We start from the raw sequence: 20,598 nt of genomic DNA, 5'->3' as shown, positions 1-20,598 counted from the left end.
TCTAGGAAGGACCACCGACAGTGCGGTGGGCTCTCGCTCACAGCGGAACGGCGCGGGTCACGGCCGCGCGCGCAGCTCCTCCCAGAGGGCGTCGACCTGCTCGAGCGTGTGCTCCAGGCTTCCGCCGGTCTCGATCACGACGTCGGCGACGGCCAGCCGCTCGGCGTCGGACGCCTGGGAGCGGATGCGGCGCTCGGCCTCGCCCCGATCCATCCCCCGCAGCTCCACCAGCCGGGAGATTCGGGTCTGCTCGTCGGCGTGGGCGACGACCACGCGGTCGAACGGGTACTCGTTGGCTGACTCGACCAGCAGGGGGACGTCGTAGACGACGATGGCGTCGGGGTCGCGGTCGGCGGCCGCCCGGAACCGTGCCGTCGACTCCCGGAGGACGGCCGGGTGAGTGATTCCGTTGAGAGCGTGCAGTGCCTCCGAGTCACCGAAGACGATCGCCCCGAGAGCAGGACGGTCAAGGCTGCCGTCCGGTGCGATGACGCCGTCGCCGAAGCGGCGGGCGATCTCCGCCAGGGCCGGGGTTCCTGGCTCCACCACCTCGCGGGCGATCCGGTCGGCATCCACCACGACGGCGCCGTGGGAGGCGAGACGGGAGGCGATGGTCGATTTTCCGGACGCGATCCCGCCCGTGAGTCCGATCAGCTGCACCTGCTCAGCCTAGCCACGACGCTGCGCAACCGCGGCACTCGGCGGGACCTCCCGGGAACGACGAAGCGGCCGGCCCCGAAGGACCGGCCGCTCGTACTCAGATACTCAGGAGTTGGAGCTGAGCTTCTCGCGCAGTGCCGCGAGCGACTCGTCGTCGGCGAGCGTTCCACCGGCACCGGAGTCGGAGGAGTAGGTCGACGTGCCGCTGTCGGCGGCAGCCTCCTCGAGGCCCTTCGCAACCTGGCGCTTGTGCGCCTCCCAACGAGCCTGGGCGGCAGCGTACTGCTGCTCCCACTCGTCGCGCTGCGACTCGAAGCCTTCCTTCCACTCGTTGGTCTCCGGGTCGAAGCCCTCCGGGTACTTGTAGTTGCCCTGCTCGTCGTACTCGGTGACCATGCCGTAGAGCGCCGGGTCGAACTCGGTGCCCTCGGGGTCGACGCCCTCGTTCGCCTGCTTGAGCGACAGCGAGATGCGGCGGCGCTCCAGGTCGATGTCGATGACCTTGACGAACACCTCGTCGCCCACCGACACGACCTGCTCGGCCAGCTCGACGTGCTTGCCGGACAGCTCCGAGATGTGCACGAGGCCCTCGATGCCATCGGCGACGCGGACGAACGCGCCGAACGGAACCAGCTTGGTGACCTTGCCCGGTGCGACCTGACCGATCGCGTGGGTGCGGGCGAAGACCTGCCACGGGTCCTCCTGCGTCGCCTTGAGCGACAGCGAGACGCGCTCGCGGTCGAGGTCGACCTCGAGGATCTCGACGGTGACCTCCTGGCCCACCTCCACCACCTCGGAGGCGTGCTCGATGTGCTTCCAGGAGAGCTCCGACACGTGGACGAGACCGTCGACGCCGCCGAGGTCGACGAACGCACCGAAGTTGACGATCGACGAGACGACGCCCTTGCGGACCTGGCCCTTGTGCAGGTTGTTGAGGAACGTGGTGCGGGACTCCGACTGGGTCTGCTCCAGCAGCGCGCGGCGCGAGAGCACCACGTTGTTGCGGTTCTTGTCGAGCTCGAGGATCTTGGCCTCGATCTCCTGACCCAGGTACGGGGTGAGGTCGCGGACGCGGCGCAGCTCGATGAGCGACGCGGGCAGGAAGCCGCGCAGGCCGATGTCGACGATCAGGCCGCCCTTGACGACCTCGATGACCGTACCGGTGACGACACCGTCGGCCTCCTTGATCTTCTCCACATCGCCCCAGGCGCGCTCGTACTGCGCACGCTTCTTGGACAGGATGAGGCGACCCTCCTTGTCCTCCTTCTGGAGAACGAGGGCCTCGACGGTGTCGCCGACCTCGACGACCTCGCTGGGGTCGACGTCGTGCTTGATGGAAAGCTCACGGGAGGGGATGACGCCCTCCGTCTTGTAACCGACGTCGAGGAGGACCTCGTCGCGGTCGATCTTGACGACGGTGCCTTCGATGAGGTCTCCGTCGTTGAAGAACTTCAGCGTCTTTTCGACCGCGGCAAGAAAGTCCTCAGCAGATCCGATGTCGTTGACGGCGACCTGCTTGGGTGCCTTGTCGGTCGTTGCGGTTGTCATGTAGTGGGTGCTCCGTAATGGACAGGAATCAGGCCGGTCGCGTTGTTCTTCTGATGTGTTTCCGCGAACGGCAGGCGGATAGGGATGTCACACAAGTGACGTTCTAGTCTACCCGGCCGCGGAGGCGTGCAGCAAGCCGCGGTCGGAGAGGATGTCGCGCAGCGCCGGCCCGAGGTCGGGGTAGGCGAATCCGTAGCCGGCGTCGAGCAGCCGTTCGGGCACGACCCAGCGGCTCTTCAGCACCAGTTCGGTCTCCGTGCGGATCGCGATCGAGCCGAGTTCGAGCATCCACCGGTGGGCCGGGAGACCGATGGGACGGCCCAGCAGACGGCGCAGCTCCGCCATCAGCGTGCGGTTGTCGGTGGGGTGCGGCGCCGCGATGTTGACCGGTCCGTCGAGGTCGGGCCGGCCGCGCAGGAACTCGATCGCGCCGAGCACGTCGGCGATGTGCACCCAGCTGAATCGCTGGCGTCCGCCGCGCGCCCGGAACTCGTGGAACGTTCCTGCGTTCCGGCGTGCGGTCGTGGCGAACCAGCGGCCGTCCACCTGGGGGCCTCCCAGCCCGAACCGGGTGAGGTTGACGAGCGGTGTGAGCGCGCTGCCGTCACCGAGGACGATGGCCATGCGCAGCGCGACACGTCGGGTGCCCGGGAGGTCTCCCTCGAAGAGCTCGTGCTCCCAGGCCTTCGCGACCTCGACCGAGAAGCCGGAGCCCAGCTCGCCGGTGGACTCGGTCATCGGGCGGTCTTCCGCGTGGCGGTAGATGGTCGCCGTGGAGGCGTTGAACCAGACCGGCGGCGGCGCGTCGCTCGCGGCGATCGCCTCCCGCACCGCCCGGGTGGTGGCGAGCCGGGAGCGGAAGATCTCGGCCCGGTTGGCATCGCCGTAGCGGCAGTTCACGCTCTTGCCCGCGAGGTTGATCACGGCCGTCGCACCAGTGACCGCCCTGCGCAGGCCGTCGGCGTCGTCCCAGCGCACGTCGGGGCCGCTGCGGCCGACCAGGATGACCTCCGCGCCCGCGGAGCGGTAGTGCTCCTCCAGGTACTGCCCGACGAATCCGGATGCCCCGGCAATGACGATGCGCTCGTTCACTCCGACCGCTCCCCCGTTTCTCTCTTCTCTGGTGCTTCTGTGTTCCGCGATGCGTGTGTCTGCGCCGCCGGACCGCCCGGTTCGATCGCGTAGCGGAACCGGCCGCGGTACTGGTAGATCCGCCCGATCAACGGCACGTGCACGGTGATCGAGACCCGCTGGTGCTCGTACTGGTCGTCCCACCGCTCGGTGAGGACGACGGTCGGAGCGAGCGGGTTCGGGATGCGCAGGCGCCGCCCTCCGAGCACCAGCCAGACGGCGGTGGAGCGCAGCCGGAGTCCGCCGTCCCGTACGGTGGCGGCGAACCGCGCCTCTGCTCGCGCCGGATCGCCGAGCCGGTCGATCACCGCTCCCCGGCGGACGCCGATCTCGTCCACCATGGTCGCCGCACCGGACCGGAGTGCGAACCGTCGCGTCGCCGCGACGGCCGACGAACCGTCGAACGCTGTGACCGCGCGGTTCTCGACGGTGAAGGGCACCTCACGCTCCCACACCGGGAACATGACGTGCGACCGGGCGAACACCGCCAGTACCGGCCACAGCCACCGGCGCGGCGTGCCCACCGTCTCGAACACGCCGCTCCCCCTCCCGACCGCGCCGACCGGGATGGCGTCGAAGTACGCCCGCAATCGCGGATGCAGGTCGTCGAACGCCGCGCCCAGCACGGCGCGGTACGGGGAGGTCACCGGTGGAAGGATGCGCCGCTCAGTCGAGCAGCGCGGCCTTCAGCGTGTCGAGGCCGACGCCGCCGATGTCGAGGGCCTTCTTGTGGAACGCCTTGATGTCGAACGACGCACCCTCGCGGCGGGCGTACTCGTCGCGCAGCTGCTCCCAGATGCGCTGACCGATCTTGTACGACGGAGCCTGCCCGGGCCACCCCAGATAGCGGTTCACCTCGAAGCGGACGAACCCGTCGTTCATGTTGACGTTCTCGCGAAGGAACGGGAAGGCGTCCTCTCCGGTCCACGGACGCGAGCCGTCCGGCAGCGGCTTCTCGAGGTGCACACCGATGTCGAGCACGACGCGCGCCGCGCGCATGCGCTGCCCGTCGAGCATCCCGAGCCGGTCGGCCGGGTCGTCGAGGTAGCCCAGCTGCTCCATCAGCCGCTCGGCGTACAGCGCCCAGCCCTCCGCGTGCCCCGAGGTGCCGGCGATGCGACGCCACGAGTTGAGCTGCGCCTTGTTGTAGGTCGCCTGCGCGATCTGCAGGTGGTGGCCGGGAACGCCCTCGTGATAGACGGTCGTCAGCTCACGCCAGGTGTCGAACTCGGTCACGCCCTCGGGGACGCTCCACCACATCCGCCCCGCGCGCGAGAAGTCGTCGCTCGGACCGGTGTAATAGATGCCGCCTTCCTGCGTCGGCGCGATCATGCACTCGAGACGACGGATCTCGGCGGGGATGTCGAAGTGCGACTTGCCGAGCTCTTCGATGGCTCGGTCGCTCGTCTCCTGCATCCAGCGCTGCAGCGCGTCGGTCCCGTGCAGCTTGCGGCTCGCGTCGCCGTCGAGGAACTCGATCGCCTCGAGGACCGTCGCTCCCGGCTTGATCTCGCGCGCGATCGACTCCTGCTCGGCGCGCATGCGCGCGAGCTCTTCGATGCCCCACTCGTACGTCTCGTCGAGGTCGACGGTGGCGCCGAGGAAGCTCCGCGAGGCGAGCGCGTAGAGCTCTCGGCCTACGGCGTCCTTCTCGGGGGCGTGCTGGGCCAGCTCGTTCTCGAAGAAGTCGGCCAGCGTGGCGTACGCCTGTGCGGCCTCCTTCGCGCCATCCGCCAGATCGCCCTTCAGCGACTCGGGAAGCGTGCCGTTCAGGGGCTTCGCGTCGGCGGTGAACTCATAGAAGAAGCCCGTGTCGGCCACCTGCTTCCGCGCCTGCGCGAGCACCTCGCGCACCTGGCGGATGGCCGGAACGTTTCCCGCTGCGATGCCGCTGCGCAGGGTCTCGATGTAGCCGTCCATCGCGGCGGGCAGATTGTGGAGGCGCTTGGCGACGTTGGCCCAGTCGTCCTCCGTGTCTGTCGGCACCAGGTCAAAGATGTCTCGCAGCTCCTGCGGCGGCGATGCGATGACGTTGAGGTCGCGCTGGGCGAAGCCCGCCTCGTGCTTCTCGACCGTGAGCTGCAGCTCACGCGTAAGATCCATCTTCGTGACCCGGTCGATGTCGTCGACCGGTTCGGCCGCTTCGATGCGGGCGAGGGTCTCGCGGACTTTGCCGATGGCGTGCTCGGCGCCGGCCGGCGAGTAATCGGCGTACTCCCCCTCGCGGCCGGGGCGACCGAGCCAGACGTGGAACTCCGGGTACAACTCGAGCTGGGTGTCGACCCACTCCTCGGCGATCGTGTCGACCGGAGTGGGTTCGCGCTTCTGATCGTTGGTCATGATCCGACCCTACCCAGGAGGCGGCGACCCCGGCACGGTGTGACCGCGATTGGGGACAACTCGCTGTCGCCGCGACCTGTGGGCACATCCCACCGGGTGGCGTTCAGTGAGCCTCGTCGATGGGCCCGTCGACTGTGTCGGGGCGATGATGCCGCTCCCGACGGTCGAGCTCATCGTGCAGGGCGACGAAGAAGCGGTCGATCTCGCCCAGACGACGCGTGTACATCAGCACATCAGCCCCGGAAATCTGGCCCACCGCGTCGAACTCGAACCGCGTGTGCGTCTCGTCCACCGGCACGAAGCGGACACGCTGCTCGAAGACGAGCGCGAGCGAGAGCAGCTGCGCGAACGGGTCCCGCAGACTCGTGCCCTTCAACGCGTCGCGGACGAAGTCGCGCGCCTGCGCCGGAGGCACGGGAAGGACCTCGCTCGGGATGCGCCGCGGAACGACCGCCTTCTTCCGGCGCTTCCGCGGCTCCAGCTCGCTCACGTCCGGAGACTACGCCCCGCGGCGATCAGTGCGCGGCGGCATCCCAGTTGGAGCCGCGGCCCACCTGCACGTCGAGCGGTACGCGGAGATCGGCCGCCCCGGCCATGCGGGCGCGCACGATCGCCTCCAGCGCATCCCACTCGCCGGGGGCCACCTCGAAGATGAGCTCGTCGTGCACCTGCAGCAGCATGCGCGACTCGAGCCTCTGGTCGATGATGTCGCCCGCGATCCCGAGCATCGCGACCTTCATGATGTCGGCCGCGGAGCCCTGGATGGGCGCGTTGAGCGCCTGCCGCTCCGCGTTCTCGCGGAGCACCCGGTTGGTGGAGGTGAGGTCGGCGAACGGACGGCGACGGCCGAAGATCGTCTCGGTGAAGCCGTCGACGCGCGCCTGCTCGACGACGTTGCGCAGGTAGTCGCGCACCGCGCCGAAGCGCTCGAAGTAGTCGGTCATCAGCTGCCGCGCCTCGGAGGTCTCGATGCGCAGCTGCTTGGAGAGGCCGAACGCGCTGAGGCCGTACGCGAGGCCGTACGACATCGCCTTGACCTTGGTGCGCATCGCGGACGTCACCTCGGACGGGTCGACGCCGAAGACGCGCGCGCCCACGAACCGGTGCAGGTCCTCCCCCGCGTTGAAGGCCTCGATGAGTCCCGGGTCCTCCGACAGGTGCGCCATGATCCGCATCTCGATCTGCGAGTAGTCGGCGGTGAGCAGCGTCTCGAAGCCCTCGCCATGGCGGAACGCCGAGCGGATCTCGCGGCCCTCCTCCGTGCGGATCGGGATGTTCTGCAGGTTGGGGTCGTTCGAGGAGATGCGGCCGGTGCTCGTCCCGGTCTGGTCGTAGGTGGTGTGGATGCGGCCGTCCACCTCGACCGAGCGCTCCAGCGTCTCCACGATCTGCTTGAGCTTCGTGGCGTCGCGGTGCTGCAGCAGGAGCCCGAGGAACGGATGCGGGTTCTTCTCCTGCAGGTCGGCGAGCGAGCCGGCGTCGGTCGAGTACCCGGTCTTCGTGGCCCGCGTCTTCGGCATCCCGAGCTCCTCGAACAGCACCTGCTGGAGCTGCTTCGGTGAGCCGAGGTTGATCTCGTGGCCGATCTGCGCGTACGCCTGCGCGGCGTAGTCGTTGGCCTTGTCGGTCAGCTGTCCGCGGAGGCGTGCGAGCACCTCGGAGTCCATCGCGACGCCGTTCAGCTCCATCTCGGCGAGCACGGCGACGAGCGGCAGCTCGATATCGTCGAGCACGGCGCGCGTGCCCTCGTCGAGCGCGATCATCTGCCCCTCGGCGACCCGGCGGATGTACCAGGCCTCGGTCGCGGGGCTCACGGCGTCGTTGATCGGGACGAGCTGGTTCGGGTCGGAGACCGGCAGGGTCTCGCCGAGCACCTCGTACACCTGCTCCGCCAGGGACTGCGGCGCGGCGCCGGGCTTCACGAGCCAGGAGGCGATCCGGGTGTCGAACGCCAGGCCGTCGACCACGAAGCCGGCACGGCTCAGCGCCTTGAACTGGGGCTTCGCGTGGAAGAAATATTTGGGCGCGCTGCACGCCAGCCACTGCTCGAGCGCTTCGTAGTCTTTGCGGCCGGCGACCCACGGCACGTACACCGTGTCGTCGGCCGCGGCGAGGCCGAATCCCGTGATGCCGGCAGGACCGACCTCGAGCTGGACGGCGATCGCCGTGTCGTCGGCCGAGGCCTTCGACAGCCAGTTCGCCAGCTCCTCGTCGACCATCGTGCGCACGGCCGGCGCGCTCACCGCACCGGCGTCGCCCACGTCGGCGACGGAGAGAGCGCCGTCGAGCATCCCCTCCTCCCCCGCGATCTTCATCAGGCGGTCGAGGAGGGTCTTGAACTGCAGCCGGGCGAAGATGTCGCGCACCGCGTTCTCGTTGAGGGGTTTGCGCTCCAGGTCGTCGAGCGCGATCGGCAGCTCGACGTCGTCGAGCAGCTGGTTAAGCCTACGGTTGCGGAGAGCGTTCTCCTTCTGGTCGCGCAGGTTCTGCCCGACGACGCCCTTGATCTCGTCGGCGTGCGCGACGATGTTCTCGACCGTGCCGTACTGCTGCACCCACTTGACCGCGGTCTTCTCGCCGACCTTGTCGATGCCGATCAGGTTGTCGCTCGTCTCGCCCACCAGGGCGGCGATCTCGGGGTACTGGTGCGGCTCGATGCCGTACTTCTCGCGCACGGCAGCGGGGTCGTAGACCTTCAGTTCGGAGACTCCGCGCACGTTCGGGTACAACAGCGTCACGTCGTCGTTGACCAGCTGGATGGTGTCGCGGTCGCCCGAGACGAGGAGGACCTTGTAGCCCTCCTCCACACCGCGGCGGGCGAGCGTGGCGAGGATGTCGTCGGCCTCGTAGTCCTCCTTCGCGATGGTCGTGACGTTCATCGCGTGGAGCGCCTCTTCGAGCAGCGGGACCTGGCCGGCGAACTCCGACGGCGTCTCGCCGCGGGTGCCCTTGTACTCCGGATATTCGCGCGTGCGGAACGAGTAGCGGGAGATGTCGAACGCTACCGCGAGGTGGGTCGGCTTCTGCTGCTGGAGCAGGTTGATGAACATCGCGATGAAGCCGTGGATCGCGTTGGTGTGCTGACCCTCACGGTTGACGAAGCTGTCCACCGGGAGTGCGTAGAAGGCCCGGAAAGCGAGCGAATGGCCGTCGACGACGAGGAGGGTAGGCTTTTCGGAGTCTGACACCAGGACAGCCTACAAGGGGCCGGTGACAGTCCAGACGACCCGTCGAGAGAGGCCGAAGATGACCGAAGACGCGCTCGCGTACGTGCAGCAGAGGGGGCTCGGCCGGCTGGCCGAGAAGATGGGGATCGAGATCATCGAGTTCAGCATCGAGCGCTCCGTCGCCCGCATGCCGGTCGAGGGGAACACCCAGCCCGCGGATCTCCTGCACGGCGGCGCGTACGTCGTCCTCGGCGAGTCGCTCGGTTCGATGTCGGCCAACCTCTACGCCGGCGAGGGACGCCTGGCGGTCGGGATCGAGATCAACGCGTCGCACACCCGCTCGGCGACGAGCGGCTACGTGACCGGCGTGTGCACGCCCATCCACCTGGGCAGGACGCTGACGACGCACGAGATCGCGGTCACCGACGACCGCGGCCGCCGCTGCTCCACGATCCGCATCACGAACCTGATCAAAGACCTCTAGCGAACCCCAGCGCTGAAGATTTGCGCCAAATAGTCGTTATCGAGCCCGCATAACCGAGATTTGGCGCAAATCGTGCCCAGGGGGGCGACTACTTCTTGGGCGCGAGCTGCTCGATGATCGCCTGCGCGACATCGTGCATGGTGAGGCGGCGGTCCATCGACGCCTTCTGGATCCAGCGGAACGCCTCCGGCTCGCTGAGGCCCATCTTCTCGTTGAGGAGGCCCTTCGCGCGGTCGACCAGCTTGCGGGTCTCGAAGCGCTGCACCATGTCGGAGACCTCGGCCTCGAGCGCGATGATCTGCTGGTAGCGCGCGAGAGCGATCTCGATGGCGGGCAGCAGGTCGTTCGGCGTGAACGGCTTCACCACGTAGGCGAGCGCACCGGCCTCGGTCGCCCGCTCGACGAGCTCCTTCTGGCTGAACGCGGTCAGCAGCACGACGGGCGCGATGTGGTCCTTCGACAGGCGCTCGGCCGCGGAGATGCCGTCGAGCTGCGGCATCTTGACGTCCATGATGACCAGGTCGGGCCGCAGCTCGGTCGCGAGGGCGACCGCCGTCTCGCCGTCTCCGGCCTCTCCGACGACCTCGAAACCGTTGTCGCGCAGGATCTCGACGATGTCGAGGCGGATGAGCGATTCGTCCTCCGCCACGACGACGCGGCGGGGTGCGGTGGTGGTGGATTCCTGGTCAGTCACGTCCGAAAGCCTACGGTATTCTTCAGGGGTTGTTGTGCGCCGCTGTGGCGGAATGGCAGACGCGGAGCACTCAAAATGCTTTGTCCGAAAGGGCGTGTGGGTTCGAGTCCCACCAGCGGCACGACTTCAGATGCGGGCGCCGACCACGGTCGCGGCGAACCGCCGGGCGCGCTCGGCGAGGCCGGCGATGCGGTCCTCGACCACCTGGTCGGCGTCGAATCCCACGTACGACGGCGGCGGGGTGCGCCGCACGTTGGCGCTGCACTCGAAGGCGCCGCAGACGTGCGTCCCCACGGTGTCGCCGTTGCGGCCCGGCTGGCCGGCGCGGCGTGCCGACCAGAACCACACGTCGTTGGTGAGGTGCACGTCCTGGCACCAGCCGCACATCGACGGCACATGTGACCGCATGGAGGCCTCAGAAGCGCGGAGCACGATCCCGACCGGTCCGTCCGCCGTCGGAATGACCACGAACCCGCGCTGCGGGAGCCGCGGGTCGCGCCAGCCGAGGTACTCGCGTCTGGCCCAATCCACCTCGTGCAGCCCCGGTGGAAGCGGAAGCTCTTCTGCTTCGCTGCGGGAGCAGTTGACGAACGACTCGCGGATCTGCTGCGGGCTCAGGATCTCCATGCGCACCTCCTCCTCCAATGCTCGCACAGGATCGGGGAAGCACCACTTGACCCTGCCCTCGTGGTCAGGGCTTAGCGTGCTCGCATGACCACGATCGAGAGCGTCACCGACGCCACTTTCCAGGAGGCCGTGCTCGCCGCCCCGGGCACCACCGTCGTCGAGTTCTGGGCGGAATGGTGCGGTCCGTGCCGGGCGCTGAGCCCCATCCTGCAGCAGCTGCAGGAGGAGCACGCCGACCGCATCCGCATCGTCAAGATCAACGCGGACGAGAACATGGAGAGCACGGTCGCCTACAAGGCGCTCGCGCTGCCGGTGATGAAGGTGTTCCGCGACGGCGAGGTGGTGAAGACGATCATCGGGGCCAAGCCGAAGCCCGCGATGGAGATGGAGCTCGCTCCCTTCCTGTGACCGGACGCCGACCCGCCGCCGACCCGCCGCGAGCGGGAGCGTCAGGTGAGGTGGTCGAACGCCCCGCTCACCCACCCGATGTAGCGGTCGGCCGATCGCAGCACCGCTTCGCGCGCATCCCGCGGGATGACGTTGCCGAGGTTGCCGTACATCCGCTCGAACGGCCGGTCGCCGACCGTGTCGGCGATCCGCCGGACGACGGCGGCCGACAGGGGGATGTCGTTGGGGAAGCTGCGCTGGAAGGTCACCCACCGCTGCGACGGCCCGGGGAACACCGTGTCGCCGCTGAGCACGACCCCGCGGTCCCAGTGCACGACCGCGCTCCCCGGGAAGTGGCCGCCGATCGTCCGCAGCAGGACGCCGGGGAGCACCTCTTCCTCGCCGGTCCACGACTGGATGGCCGGGTCCTCCCGCTGCACCCAGTGGCGGTCGGCCGCGTTGACCAGCACCGGCGGGTCGCCGAGCATCCTCGACCACGTCACCTGCGCGCCGAACATGTGCGGGTGGCTGGTCGCGATGACCGCGACCCCGCCGAGGTCCTGGACGGCGGCTGCCGCCGCCTCGTCGACGAAGCCGGGCGGGTCCCAAAGCAGGTTGCCGTCGGGGGTGCGCAGCAGGATGCCCTGCTGCCCGATCCCGACCTTCGGCTCGCTGCGCAGCCCGTACAGGTCGGGCTCCAGTTCGACGACGACGACGCGCTCGCCCTCGCGCTGCAACCGCTGCAGCGTCGTCCACTCCTGCCCGGTCGGCGGCACGTACTGCCGCTCGTCCTCGCAGATCGGGCAGCGCTCCGGGGGCTCCTCCCCCGACGCCGTCATCACAGGCGCCGTCTCCACGGCACAGGTCGCACACAGCCACTCCGCCACATCCGGGACTCTAGCCCGACGGAATAGGCTGCGACCAGGACCGATTGGAGTGGATGTGAAACGCATCGGGTTCCTCAGCTTCGGGCACTACCAGCCCATCCCCGGCTCCGTGTCGCGCACCGCCGCGGACGCCCTCCATCAGGCGATCGACCTGGCCGTCGCCGCAGAGGAGCTGGGGGCCGACGGCGCCTTCTTCCGCGTGCACCACTTCGCGCCGCAGCTGGCGTCGCCGTTCCCGCTGCTCGCCGCGATCGGCGCGCGCACGTCGCGCATCGACATCGGCACCGCGGTGATCGACATGCGCTACGAGAACCCCCTCTACATGGCCGAGGACGCGGCGGCGGCCGACCTGATCTCCGGCGGCCGGCTGCAGCTCGGCGTCAGCCGCGGGTCACCCGAGACCGCGCTGCGCGGCTCCGAGTCCTTCGGCTACGTGCCCGCGGAGGGCGAGTCGGATGCGGACATGGCGCGGCGCCACACCGAGCTATTCCGCGCGGCCATCTCCGGCGCGGGTGTCGCCGAGGCGAACCCGGCGATGACGGGCGGACAGCGCGGCGCGCTGGCGATCGAGCCGCAGTCGCCCGGACTCCCCGACCGGATCTGGTGGGGCGCGGGCACACGCGCGACCGCCGTGTGGGCGGCCGAGCAGGGCATGAACCTGATGAGCTCGACGCTGCTGACGGAGGACACCGGCGTGCCGTTCTCCGACCTCCAGGCGGAGCAGCTGCAGCAGTATCGCGACGCGTGGAAGGCCGCGGGCTGGGAGGGCCAGCCGCGCGTGTCGGTCAGCCGCAGCATCCTGCCGATCACGACCGACCTCGACCGTCGCTACTTCGGCGCCTCCGCCCTCGCCGACCGTCACGACCAGGTCGGCCACCTCGACGGCGGGCTGGCGCGCTTCGGCAAGAGCTACGTGGGCGAGCCGGAGCGGATCGTGGAAGAGCTGCGCGAGGATGCCGCGGTCGCCGACGCGGACACGCTGCTGGTGACCGTGCCGAATCAGCTGGGCGTCGAGTACAACGCCCACCTGCTGGAGACGATCGTCACCCAGATCGCGCCGGCGCTGGGCTGGCGCGACTGACGAAGCGAGGCACACGGCGCGGACGATGTACCCCGAATGCGGCATAGACGTATCCCGGGATACTGCGATGATGGTCGTACCGCACACCCGAATCTGCGGTGACCGTACCGTTCCGCGATCAAAGGGTGTGCCATGCGAGCTCCGACTCTCCGCTCAGCGATCACGTCGGCCGCACTCGCGCTCGTCATCGGCGGTTCGCTCGTCGCCGCGGCCCCGGCCACGGCGGTGACCCAGCGCGTGGATGCCACGACGCCGACCTCGGCGATTACCAGCATGTGGGCGTGGGGCAACCCCATCGACCCGGCGACGGATGCGCGCGGCGAAGGGCTGCCGCAGTTCGAGCCGCAGGCGCTCGCCGATTTCGCGGCGTCCCACCACCTGCGCACCGTCTTCCTCTCCGTGCCCTGGGCGGCCGACGAGGGAGCGTTCGGCGTCTGGCTCACGGATGCGGTCAACGCCCTGCACGCTGCGGGCGTGACCAAGGTCGCGGCGCTCGGCGGCGATCCGGCGTGGGCGGACGACCCGTCGCTCGCGGCCACCTGGACGTCCGCCGCTCTGCGCGCCGCCCCGTTCGACGCGGTGCAGTTCGACGTCGAGCCGTGGGTGGTCTCCTCCGACGACCAGCTTCCCGCCGTCGTCGCGCAGCTCCAGGCGATGTACGACGCGGCCCGCGCGGCCGCCGGGACCGTGCCGATCGGCGCAGACCTGCCCTGGTGGCTCGCCGCCAAGCCGCAGCCGGGAGGCGGAACCGCGTTCGACGCGCTGCTCCCCCACCTCAAGTCGGTCGCGATCGTGGCGTTCAGCGACCACGCGGCGGGCACCGACGGGATCGTGGCGCTCGCGAAGCCCGCGGCGACCGCGGCCGCCAACAAGCGCATCCCGTTCAGCATCGGCGTCGAGACGGACACGCCCGAGGTCGCCGGCGGACCAGCCGCGACCTTCGGCGACGACAGCGCCGCCCTGCTCGAGTCGGAGACGGCGAAGGTGCGAACGGCCCTCGGCGGCCTGCGCGGCTACGGTGGCGTCACCGTCGAGCATCTGCTGTCGTGGCAGACCCTCATCGCGGGCTGACCTCCATCCGCCGAGGTGCACGTTGTTGCGGCCGACACGCCGTGCGCGGGCGCAACAACGTGCACCTCGCGGGGATGCGACGCGCGTCAGCGGCCGTCGGCGGCGGCCTCCAGCGCGGCGATGTCGAGTTTGCGCATCCCGAGCATGGCCTGATTCGCCCGGGCCGCACGCGCCCGATCCGGGTCGGACTGCAGCTCGATCAGCCGGCGCGGCACGATCTGCCAGCTGACTCCCCAGCGGTCCTTCAGCCAGCCGCACATACTCTCCTCACCGCCGTCCGCCGTGAGCGCCTCCCACAGCCGGTCGACCTCGGCCTGGTCGTCGCACAGCACCGACAGCGAGAACGCCTCGGTGAATCCGCCGGCGGGGCCCGTGTTCATCGCCTGGTACTCGACCCCGGCGAGCGTGAAGCGCAGCACGACCAGCCCTTCCGGCATCCCCTCGCCGAAGCGCTGCACCTCGAGGATCTCCGAATCCGGGATGAGGGACGTGTACAGCTGAGCCGCCTCCTCCACCCCGCTCTCGAACCACAGGAACGAAGTGACCTTCTGCATGGGTGTCCCCCTCCGGGCGTCGATGCCGATGCGGCCCATCGTAGCCGCGCGGAGTAGCGTTGCACCCGTGTCCAGCACTGCATTCGCCAGCTACATCGCCATCGGGGACAGCTTCACGGAGGGGGTCGGCGACGAGCTGCCGGACGGCCGGGTGCGCGGCTGGGCCGACTTCGTCGCGCTCGGGATGGCCGCCGCGTCCGACGGGCCCTTCCGGTACGCGAACCTCGCTGTGCGCGGCCGCAAGCTCGGGCCGATCGTGGCCGAGCAGGTCGAGCCGGCGATCGCGCAGCATCCCGACCTGGTCAGCCTCAACGGCGGCGGAAACGACATCATGCGACCGCGCGTGTCCCTCGAGGGCGTCGCGCGGACGCTGATGGATGCGGCGGACCGCGTCGTCGCATCCGGCAGCCACATGCTCCTGCTGAGCGGCGCGAACCCCAGCGCGCACCTGCCCCTCGGCGGTCTCATCCGTCGCCGCGGTGAGGAGCTGGCCGCCGCTGTGCGGGCGATGCTGCCGCGCGAGGGGATCACGTTCGTCGACAACTGGGCCGACGAAGGACTGGAGGACATCCGCTACTGGTCGGAGGACCGCCTGCACCTCGGTCCGCTCGGTCACGCGCGGGTGGCGAGCAACGTGCTGACCGCCCTCGGTATCCCGGTTCCCGGCGAATGGGGTGTGGAGGAGGTCGCCGCCGCGCCTTCCGGCGAGAGCACGCGCCGCACGGCGGAGTACTACCGCCGCTTCGTGCTGCCGTGGATCGGCCGCCGGCTCACCGGACGCTCCTCCGGCGACGGCCGCACCGCCAAGATCGCAACCCTCACCCCCGTCGACCCGGCCTCCGCCCAGCCCCTCTGACCCCCGCTTCCACGCCCCCCGCTGCCGTTGAGTTGACGTGACACGCCGTCCGGCGCTGGGCGTGGACGGCGTGTTGCGTCAACCGGTTGCGCGGGGAGACCCGCGTCAGTCGTTGTCGCCGCCGGTCGTGTCGAAGCGGGTGGTGCGTTCGCCGCCGGCCCACGTCCACTCGGCGACCTCGGGGATGTCCTCCCCGTGCTCACGCGTGTACTGCCGCGCGCGCAGACGGGCGTCCTGCATCTCCTGCCGCAGCTCCGCCTCGCGCGACGCCAGCCCGGGGACCCGGTCGATGACGTCGATCACCAGGTGGTAGCGGTCGAGGTCGTTGAGCATCACCATGTCGAACGGCGTCGTGGTGGTGCCCTCCTCCTTGTAGCCGCGCACGTGGAGGTTCGCGTGGCCGTTGCGACGGTAGGTGAGGCGGTGGATGAGCCACGGATAGCCGTGGTACGCGAAGATCACCGGCTTGTCGGCCGTGAACAGCGCGTCGTATTCGCGATCGTTGAGGCCGTGCGGGTGCTCTCCCTCGCTCTGTAGCCGCATCAGGTCGACGACGTTGACCACGCGCACCTTGAGGTCCGGCAGGCGGCGGCGCAGGATGTCGGCCGCAGCGAGTGTCTCCAGCGTCGGGATGTCGCCCGCGCAGCCGAGCACCACATCCGGCTCCTCGCCCTCCACCTCGGTGCCCGCCCACGGGAAGATGCCGATGCCCCGGGTGCAGTGCGCGATGGCCTCCTCCATCGTCAGCCAGTTCGGCGCGGGCTGCTTGCCCGCGACCACGACGTTGACGTAGTCGACCGAGCGCAGGCAGTGGTCGTACGTCGACAGCAGCGTGTTCGCGTCGAACGGCAGGTACACGCGCACGACGTCGGCCTTCTTGTTGACGACGTGGTCGATGAATCCCGGGTCCTGGTGTGAGGCGCCGTTGTGATCCTGGCGCCAGACGTGCGAGCTGAGCAGGTAGTTGAGGGAGGCCACCGGCCGTCGCCACGACACCTCGCCCGCCGACTTCAGCCACTTGGCGTGCTGGTTGAACATCGAGTCGACGATGTGGATGAACGCCTCGTACGAGGTGAAGACGCCATGGCGGCCCGTCAGGAGGTATCCCTCCAGCCAGCCCTGGCACTGGTGCTCGCTCAGCACCTCCATCGCCCGGCCCGTCGGAGCGAGGTGGTTGTCGTCGTCGATCGGCAGGTACCCGGCGTTCCACTGCTTGCTGGTGGTGTCGAAGACCGCCTGGAGCCGGTTGGAGGCGATCTCGTCCGGGCCGAACAGCCGGAAGTCGTGCGGGTTGGCGATCATCACATCCCGCAGCCACTCGCCGAGCACACGGGTCGCCTCGGCCACCGTCTCGCCGGGCTGCGGCACGTCGACGGCGTAGTCGCGGAAGTCGGGCAGCCGGAGGTCGCGGCGCAGCAGGCCGCCGTTCGCGACCGGGTTGGCGCTCATCCGCCGCTCTCCCTCCGGCGCGAGGCCGGTGATCAACTCGACCGGGCGTCCCTGCACGTCGAACAGCTCCTGCGGACGGTACGAGGCCATCCAGCTCTCCAGCAGGCGCGTGTGCGCCTCGGTGTCGCGGGCGTTGGCGAGCGGCACCTGATGCGAGCGCCAGTTGTTCTCGGCCGGGTGCCCGTCGATCTCGGCGGGGCACGTCCATCCCTTCGGGGTGCGGAGGATCAGCATCGGCCAGGCGGGGCGTCCGTCGAGCTCGTCGGCATCCGCGGCCGCCTTGATCTGCGCGATCCGGTCGAGGATCTCGTCCAGCGTCGCCGCCATCCGCTTGTGCACCTCGCGCGGGTCTTCGCCGTCGAACCCGCCCGAGACGATGTACGGCGTGTAGCCGTATCCGCGCATGAGGTCGAGCAGCTCGGATTCGGGGATGCGGGCGAGCACGGTCGGGTTGGCGATCTTGTAGCCGTTGAGGTGCAGGATCGGGAGCACGACGCCGTCTTGCTTCGGGTTCAGGAACTTGTTCGAATGCCAGGCGGTCGCGAGCGGCCCTGTCTCGGCCTCGCCGTCGCCGACGACGGCCGCGACCAGCAGGTCCGGGTTGTCGAAGGCGGCTCCGTACGCGTGCGACAGCGCATAGCCCAGCTCGCCGCCCTCGTGGATGGAGCCCGGCGTCTGCGGCGCGGCATGGCTCGGGATGCCGCCCGGGAACGAGAACTGGCGGAACAGTCGGCGGAGGCCGTCTTCGCTCTGGTCGATCGCGCTGTACAGCTCGCTGTAGGTGCCGTCGAGGTAGGCGCCGGCCACGACGCCCGGGCCGCCGTGACCGGGTCCGGCGACGAAGAGGGTGTTCAGGTCGCGCTCCCGGATCACCCGGTTGAGGTGCGCGTAGATGAAGTTGAGACCGGGCGTCGTTCCCCAGTGACCGAGCAGCCGCGGCTTGATGTCGTCGCGCGACAGCGGGCGGCGCAGCAGCGGGTTGTCGAGCAGGTAGATCTGCCCGACCGAGAGGTAGTTCGCCGCGCGCCACCAGGCGTCGATGCGGTCGAGCGTCTCCTCACTGAGGTCGTGGATGCGGTGGTCGGCGGCAGTGGTGGTCTCGGTCAACGGGTGCTCCCTGCTCGGTGACGTGTCCCGCGCGCGGAGAGGTCCGGCGCGGGCATGGACTCCTCGCGCATCCTACGGCCGGTCCGCTCCGAAGAACAGGAGTGGAACAGACGATGGTGGAGACGGATGCCGGGCCGGTGACGGTGCACAGAACGGCGCGTGAATCCGCGGCGGCGACCATCCTGCTGCACGGAGCGGCGGGATCGTGGACGACGTGGGAGCCGATGGTCGCCGCGGCGGAGGGTGCACGCGGATCGACCGTCCCCGATCTGGTCGTCCCCGACCTCCCGGGCTGGGGCGACTCCCCCGCGGACGTGGCGTCGCTCGACGCCGCCGTGCTCGCGACGAGCGTCGCGACCGTCGCCCGCGCGCTCGGGTACGAACGCTGGCGCGTGGTCGGGCACTCGCTCGGCGGGTTCGTCGCGCTCGAGCTCGCTGTGCGCGAGCCGGTCGCCACGGAGTCGGTGGTGCTGGTGTCGGCCACGACGTTCGGCGGGCAGGCGGATCGCCGGAGCACCGCATCCCTGCTATACCGTCACGCGCCCCTGATGCTGCTGCTCGCCGGGATGCGCGTGCTGGCCGCGCTCGGACCAGGCGGGCACCGACTGGTGCGGGCGCTGGAGCGGATGCGGTTGCTGCCGCTGCTCATCGCTCGGTTGTTCTCGTCGCCGGTCCCCGGCTCCGCCCACGAGCTCGCGCGCGACCTACGGCCGGCCGCGTTCGTGCGCGCGGTCGCCTGCGCGCGGCGGTACCCGGCGGCCGAGCGCTGGGCGCGCATCCGGTGCCCGGTGCTCTCCCTGCATGGCGACCGGGACGTCTTCGTCACGGCGGCGGACGACGCCGGGCTCGCGGCCATCGTCACCGGGCTGCGCACGCGCATCCTGCCCGCCACCGGGCATTTCGCGCACGTCGAGCATCCCTCGCTCCTCGCGGCGCTCTGCCTGGGCGTGGCCGGTGAGGCAGGCGGTGAGGAACCGCCCCTGGCCCGTGTCACCCGTGCGCGCTAGCGTCGAGGCATGAGCGACACCGTGGTCCGTCCTGTCGACGACGCCTTCTGGGGCGATCTGGAGACCGTGTTCAGCACACCGGGAGACCCATCGGGATGCTGGTGCCAGTGGTTCAAGGTGCCGCGGTCGCAGAACGACCGGCTCTCGGTGGACGAACGGCGGGAGCTGCTGCACGATCAGGTCCGCGATGGCTCCCCCGGGGTGATCGCCTGGATCGACGGCGAGCCCGCCGGGTGGGCGGCCGTCGAGCCGTACTCGGCGTATCCGACGCTCGCGCGCTCCCCCATCACCAAGCGGAGGGAGGGCGACCCCGCCGACCCCTGGGCGGTCACCTGCTTCGTGGTTCGCTCGGAGTTCCGCCGTCAGGGCGTCGCCCGGGTGCTGCTGGACGGCGCGGTCGAGCACGCCCGCGCCCAGGGCGCGGAGGTGGTCGAGGGATACCCGGTCGACCCGGAGGTGCGGCCGTCGCTTTCGGCGGCGGAACGGTACCACGGCACCGTCGCGCTGTTCCGCGACGGCGGGTTTGAGGTGGTACGCCGTCCGAGCGCGACGCGCGCCATCATGCGCCGGACCGTCTGAGCCCCAGCGGCGGGTAAGCTCGACCGGGTGAGTTCCACCCGTCGCGACCGCCTCGTCGGCGCGAGCACCCAGGTGGCGACGGAAGTGAGCATCAACTACGGCTCGGCGCTAGCCGGCCTCCTCATCCCGATCGTCGGATCCGTCGTCGTCGTCGCCGCCCGGCAGGTCGTGACGGCCGCGGCCGTTCTGCCGTTCTACCGTCCGCGCCGCGCCGAACTGACCTGGCGGCGGCTCTGGCCCGCCCTCGCGCTGGGCGTGGTGCTCGCCGCCATGAACCTCAGCTTCTACGAGGCCGTCGGCCGGCTCGGGCTCGGCATCGCCGCCACCATCGAGTTCCTCGGACCGTTCGCTCTCGCGCTGGCCGGATCCCGGCGCCTGCTGGATGCGGGATGCGCGGTCGCTGCAGCGGCGGGCGTCCTGCTCCTCACGGCGACCGAGGGGACGGTCGATCCCCTCGGCGTCGCGCTGGCGCTGACCGCTGCCGCCGCCTGGGCAGCCTACATCCTGCTCACCCGCCAGGTCGCGATGCGGCTGCCGGGCCTCGAAGGCCTCAGCGTGGCGAGCATCGTCTCCACGATCCTGACCGTACCGATCGCGCTCGTCGTCATCGACTACAGCCGAGTGGATGCGCGGGTACTGCTCCTGCTGCTGGCGCTCGGCGTGCTGTCGTCGGCCGTCCCGTACAGCCTGGACACGTTCATCCTGCGCCGGATCACTCCACGGCTGTACGCCGTCATCACGAGCTTCGGGCCGGTGGTCGCCACCGTGTTCGGGGTGATCGTGCTGGGCGAGCACTTCACGCTCATCCAGCTGGTCGGCATCGTGGTGGTGTGCCTCGCCGCCGGGATCACCATCGCGACGCAGCGCGACCATCCCCGCTCCGAGCTGGAGCAGACCGCCGAGTCCGTCCCCTGACACGCCGCTATGGGACGCAACCCGCCGCTGTGGGACGCAACCCGCCGTTATGCG

At 69.9% G+C, this 20,598-nt stretch carries 20 protein-coding genes and 1 tRNA gene; 9 read left to right on the top strand and 12 right to left on the bottom strand.

Features of this window, described 5'->3' with window-relative positions; translation table 11 throughout:
* Positions 1–57: 57 nt before the first annotated feature.
* The 7 genes from coaE to polA all read right to left on the bottom strand — a co-directional run bounded on the left by coaE (position 58) and on the right by polA (position 8,867).
* Complete coding sequence (gene coaE, locus ACF1AJ_RS03325) at positions 58–660, bottom strand: dephospho-CoA kinase (RefSeq protein ID WP_391506104.1); 603 nt, start codon at positions 658–660, stop codon at positions 58–60.
* A 105-nt stretch (positions 661–765) separates the two neighbouring features.
* Positions 766–2,208, bottom strand: coding sequence for a 30S ribosomal protein S1 (rpsA, locus tag ACF1AJ_RS03320; protein ID WP_309859905.1), 1,443 nt, complete (start codon positions 2,206–2,208; stop codon positions 766–768).
* Positions 2,209–2,316: 108 nt separating this feature from the next.
* The gene (locus ACF1AJ_RS03315) at positions 2,317–3,300 is read right to left on the bottom strand and encodes an epimerase (protein ID WP_391506103.1); all 984 of its coding nucleotides are present in this window, start codon (positions 3,298–3,300) and stop codon (positions 2,317–2,319) included.
* On the bottom strand, positions 3,297–3,986 hold the full coding sequence (locus ACF1AJ_RS03310) for a DUF4166 domain-containing protein (protein ID WP_391506102.1): 690 nt from the start codon (positions 3,984–3,986) through the stop codon (positions 3,297–3,299). The genes ACF1AJ_RS03315 and ACF1AJ_RS03310 overlap by 4 nt, the downstream gene beginning before the upstream one ends.
* Before the next feature lie 19 nt (positions 3,987–4,005).
* Complete coding sequence (locus tag ACF1AJ_RS03305) at positions 4,006–5,679, bottom strand: DUF885 domain-containing protein (protein WP_354482202.1); 1,674 nt, start codon at positions 5,677–5,679, stop codon at positions 4,006–4,008.
* 103 nt (positions 5,680–5,782) lie between these two features.
* Positions 5,783–6,169 carry a hypothetical protein gene (locus ACF1AJ_RS03300; protein WP_391506101.1) on the bottom strand — a complete coding sequence of 129 codons (387 nt, stop codon included), beginning with the start codon at positions 6,167–6,169 and terminating at the stop codon, positions 5,783–5,785.
* 25 nt (positions 6,170–6,194) lie between these two features.
* Positions 6,195–8,867: a DNA polymerase I gene (gene polA / locus ACF1AJ_RS03295; RefSeq protein ID WP_391506100.1), complete on the bottom strand. Its 2,673-nt coding sequence runs from the start codon at positions 8,865–8,867 to the stop codon at positions 6,195–6,197.
* A 58-nt stretch (positions 8,868–8,925) separates the two neighbouring features.
* Here polA and ACF1AJ_RS03290 point away from each other — a divergent pair, with 58 nt between their 5' ends.
* On the top strand, positions 8,926–9,330 hold the full coding sequence (locus ACF1AJ_RS03290; protein ID WP_391506099.1) for a hotdog fold thioesterase: 405 nt from the start codon (positions 8,926–8,928) through the stop codon (positions 9,328–9,330).
* Between the two features lie 88 nt (positions 9,331–9,418).
* On the opposite strand, the gene ACF1AJ_RS03285 is transcribed toward ACF1AJ_RS03290, so the two are convergent.
* Positions 9,419–10,024, bottom strand: a complete 606-nt coding sequence (locus ACF1AJ_RS03285; protein ID WP_020077523.1) for an ANTAR domain-containing response regulator — start codon at positions 10,022–10,024, stop codon at positions 9,419–9,421.
* A gap of 38 nt (positions 10,025–10,062) precedes the next feature.
* Here ACF1AJ_RS03285 and ACF1AJ_RS03280 point away from each other — a divergent pair.
* Positions 10,063–10,145: transfer RNA gene (locus ACF1AJ_RS03280), tRNA-Leu, on the top strand.
* Positions 10,146–10,150: 5 nt separating this feature from the next.
* Here the strand turns inward: ACF1AJ_RS03280 and ACF1AJ_RS03275 are convergent.
* Positions 10,151–10,651, bottom strand: coding sequence for an FBP domain-containing protein (locus tag ACF1AJ_RS03275; RefSeq protein WP_309859919.1), 501 nt, complete (start codon positions 10,649–10,651; stop codon positions 10,151–10,153).
* Positions 10,652–10,735: 84 nt separating this feature from the next.
* Between ACF1AJ_RS03275 and ACF1AJ_RS03270 the strand changes: the two genes are divergently transcribed.
* On the top strand, positions 10,736–11,059 hold the full coding sequence (locus ACF1AJ_RS03270) for a co-chaperone YbbN (RefSeq protein WP_020077522.1): 324 nt from the start codon (positions 10,736–10,738) through the stop codon (positions 11,057–11,059).
* Positions 11,060–11,100: 41 nt separating this feature from the next.
* Here the strand turns inward: ACF1AJ_RS03270 and ACF1AJ_RS03265 are convergent, their stop codons facing one another.
* Positions 11,101–11,877 (bottom strand): hydrolase, encoded by a 777-nt coding sequence (locus tag ACF1AJ_RS03265; RefSeq protein ID WP_391507428.1) that lies wholly within the window; start codon positions 11,875–11,877, stop codon positions 11,101–11,103.
* A gap of 97 nt (positions 11,878–11,974) precedes the next feature.
* Here ACF1AJ_RS03265 and ACF1AJ_RS03260 point away from each other — a divergent pair, with 97 nt between their 5' ends.
* Together ACF1AJ_RS03260 and ACF1AJ_RS03255 are read left to right on the top strand one after the other, a co-directional pair.
* Positions 11,975–13,006, top strand: coding sequence for an LLM class flavin-dependent oxidoreductase (locus ACF1AJ_RS03260; RefSeq protein WP_391506098.1), 1,032 nt, complete (start codon positions 11,975–11,977; stop codon positions 13,004–13,006).
* 132 nt (positions 13,007–13,138) lie between these two features.
* The gene (locus ACF1AJ_RS03255) at positions 13,139–14,077 is read left to right on the top strand and encodes a hypothetical protein (RefSeq protein ID WP_391506097.1); all 939 of its coding nucleotides are present in this window, start codon (positions 13,139–13,141) and stop codon (positions 14,075–14,077) included.
* Positions 14,078–14,163: 86 nt separating this feature from the next.
* Here the strand turns inward: ACF1AJ_RS03255 and ACF1AJ_RS03250 are convergent, their stop codons facing one another.
* A complete protein-coding gene (locus ACF1AJ_RS03250; protein WP_391506096.1) occupies positions 14,164–14,631 on the bottom strand; it encodes a VOC family protein in 468 nt (155 codons plus the stop codon).
* Between the two features lie 67 nt (positions 14,632–14,698).
* Here ACF1AJ_RS03250 and ACF1AJ_RS03245 point away from each other — a divergent pair, with 67 nt between their 5' ends.
* Positions 14,699–15,487, top strand: coding sequence for an SGNH/GDSL hydrolase family protein (locus ACF1AJ_RS03245; RefSeq protein WP_391506095.1), 789 nt, complete (start codon positions 14,699–14,701; stop codon positions 15,485–15,487).
* Positions 15,488–15,592: 105 nt separating this feature from the next.
* Here the strand turns inward: ACF1AJ_RS03245 and ACF1AJ_RS03240 are convergent, their stop codons facing one another.
* Positions 15,593–18,043, bottom strand: coding sequence for a phosphoketolase (locus ACF1AJ_RS03240; protein ID WP_391506094.1), 2,451 nt, complete (start codon positions 18,041–18,043; stop codon positions 15,593–15,595).
* 101 nt (positions 18,044–18,144) lie between these two features.
* On the opposite strand from ACF1AJ_RS03240, the gene ACF1AJ_RS03235 reads away from it, so the two are divergent.
* The 3 genes from ACF1AJ_RS03235 to ACF1AJ_RS03225 are packed head-to-tail and all read left to right on the top strand — an operon-like array spanning position 18,145 to position 20,544.
* Positions 18,145–19,050: an alpha/beta fold hydrolase gene (locus tag ACF1AJ_RS03235; RefSeq protein ID WP_391506093.1), complete on the top strand. Its 906-nt coding sequence runs from the start codon at positions 18,145–18,147 to the stop codon at positions 19,048–19,050.
* A gap of 9 nt (positions 19,051–19,059) precedes the next feature.
* Positions 19,060–19,629 (top strand): GNAT family N-acetyltransferase, encoded by a 570-nt coding sequence (locus ACF1AJ_RS03230; protein WP_391506092.1) that lies wholly within the window; start codon positions 19,060–19,062, stop codon positions 19,627–19,629.
* A 27-nt stretch (positions 19,630–19,656) separates the two neighbouring features.
* Positions 19,657–20,544 (top strand): DMT family transporter, encoded by an 888-nt coding sequence (locus ACF1AJ_RS03225; protein ID WP_391506091.1) that lies wholly within the window; start codon positions 19,657–19,659, stop codon positions 20,542–20,544.
* Positions 20,545–20,598 lie beyond the last annotated feature (54 nt).

Origin of the sequence: Leifsonia sp. NPDC014704 (assembly GCF_043083605.1) — a bacterium.
In the GTDB taxonomy this organism is placed as follows: Bacteria; Actinomycetota; Actinomycetes; order Actinomycetales; family Microbacteriaceae; genus Leifsonia.
Note: the sequence above shows the minus strand (reverse complement) of the source record. Positions and strands in the feature narration are given on the sequence as shown.

Coding starts and splice junctions, on each gene's coding strand:
- ACF1AJ_RS03265 (WP_391507428.1), bottom strand. CDS start 11,877: ATGACGGCGTCGGGGGAGGAGCCCCCGGAGCGCTGCCCGATCTGCGAG.
- ACF1AJ_RS03270 (WP_020077522.1), top strand. CDS start 10,736: ATGACCACGATCGAGAGCGTCACCGACGCCACTTTCCAGGAGGCCGTG.
- ACF1AJ_RS03290 (WP_391506099.1), top strand. CDS start 8,926: ATGACCGAAGACGCGCTCGCGTACGTGCAGCAGAGGGGGCTCGGCCGG.
- rpsA (WP_309859905.1), bottom strand. CDS start 2,208: ATGACAACCGCAACGACCGACAAGGCACCCAAGCAGGTCGCCGTCAAC.
- ACF1AJ_RS03230 (WP_391506092.1), top strand. CDS start 19,060: ATGAGCGACACCGTGGTCCGTCCTGTCGACGACGCCTTCTGGGGCGAT.
- ACF1AJ_RS03305 (WP_354482202.1), bottom strand. CDS start 5,679: ATGACCAACGATCAGAAGCGCGAACCCACTCCGGTCGACACGATCGCC.
- ACF1AJ_RS03250 (WP_391506096.1), bottom strand. CDS start 14,631: ATGCAGAAGGTCACTTCGTTCCTGTGGTTCGAGAGCGGGGTGGAGGAG.
- ACF1AJ_RS03275 (WP_309859919.1), bottom strand. CDS start 10,651: ATGGAGATCCTGAGCCCGCAGCAGATCCGCGAGTCGTTCGTCAACTGC.
- ACF1AJ_RS03255 (WP_391506097.1), top strand. CDS start 13,139: ATGCGAGCTCCGACTCTCCGCTCAGCGATCACGTCGGCCGCACTCGCG.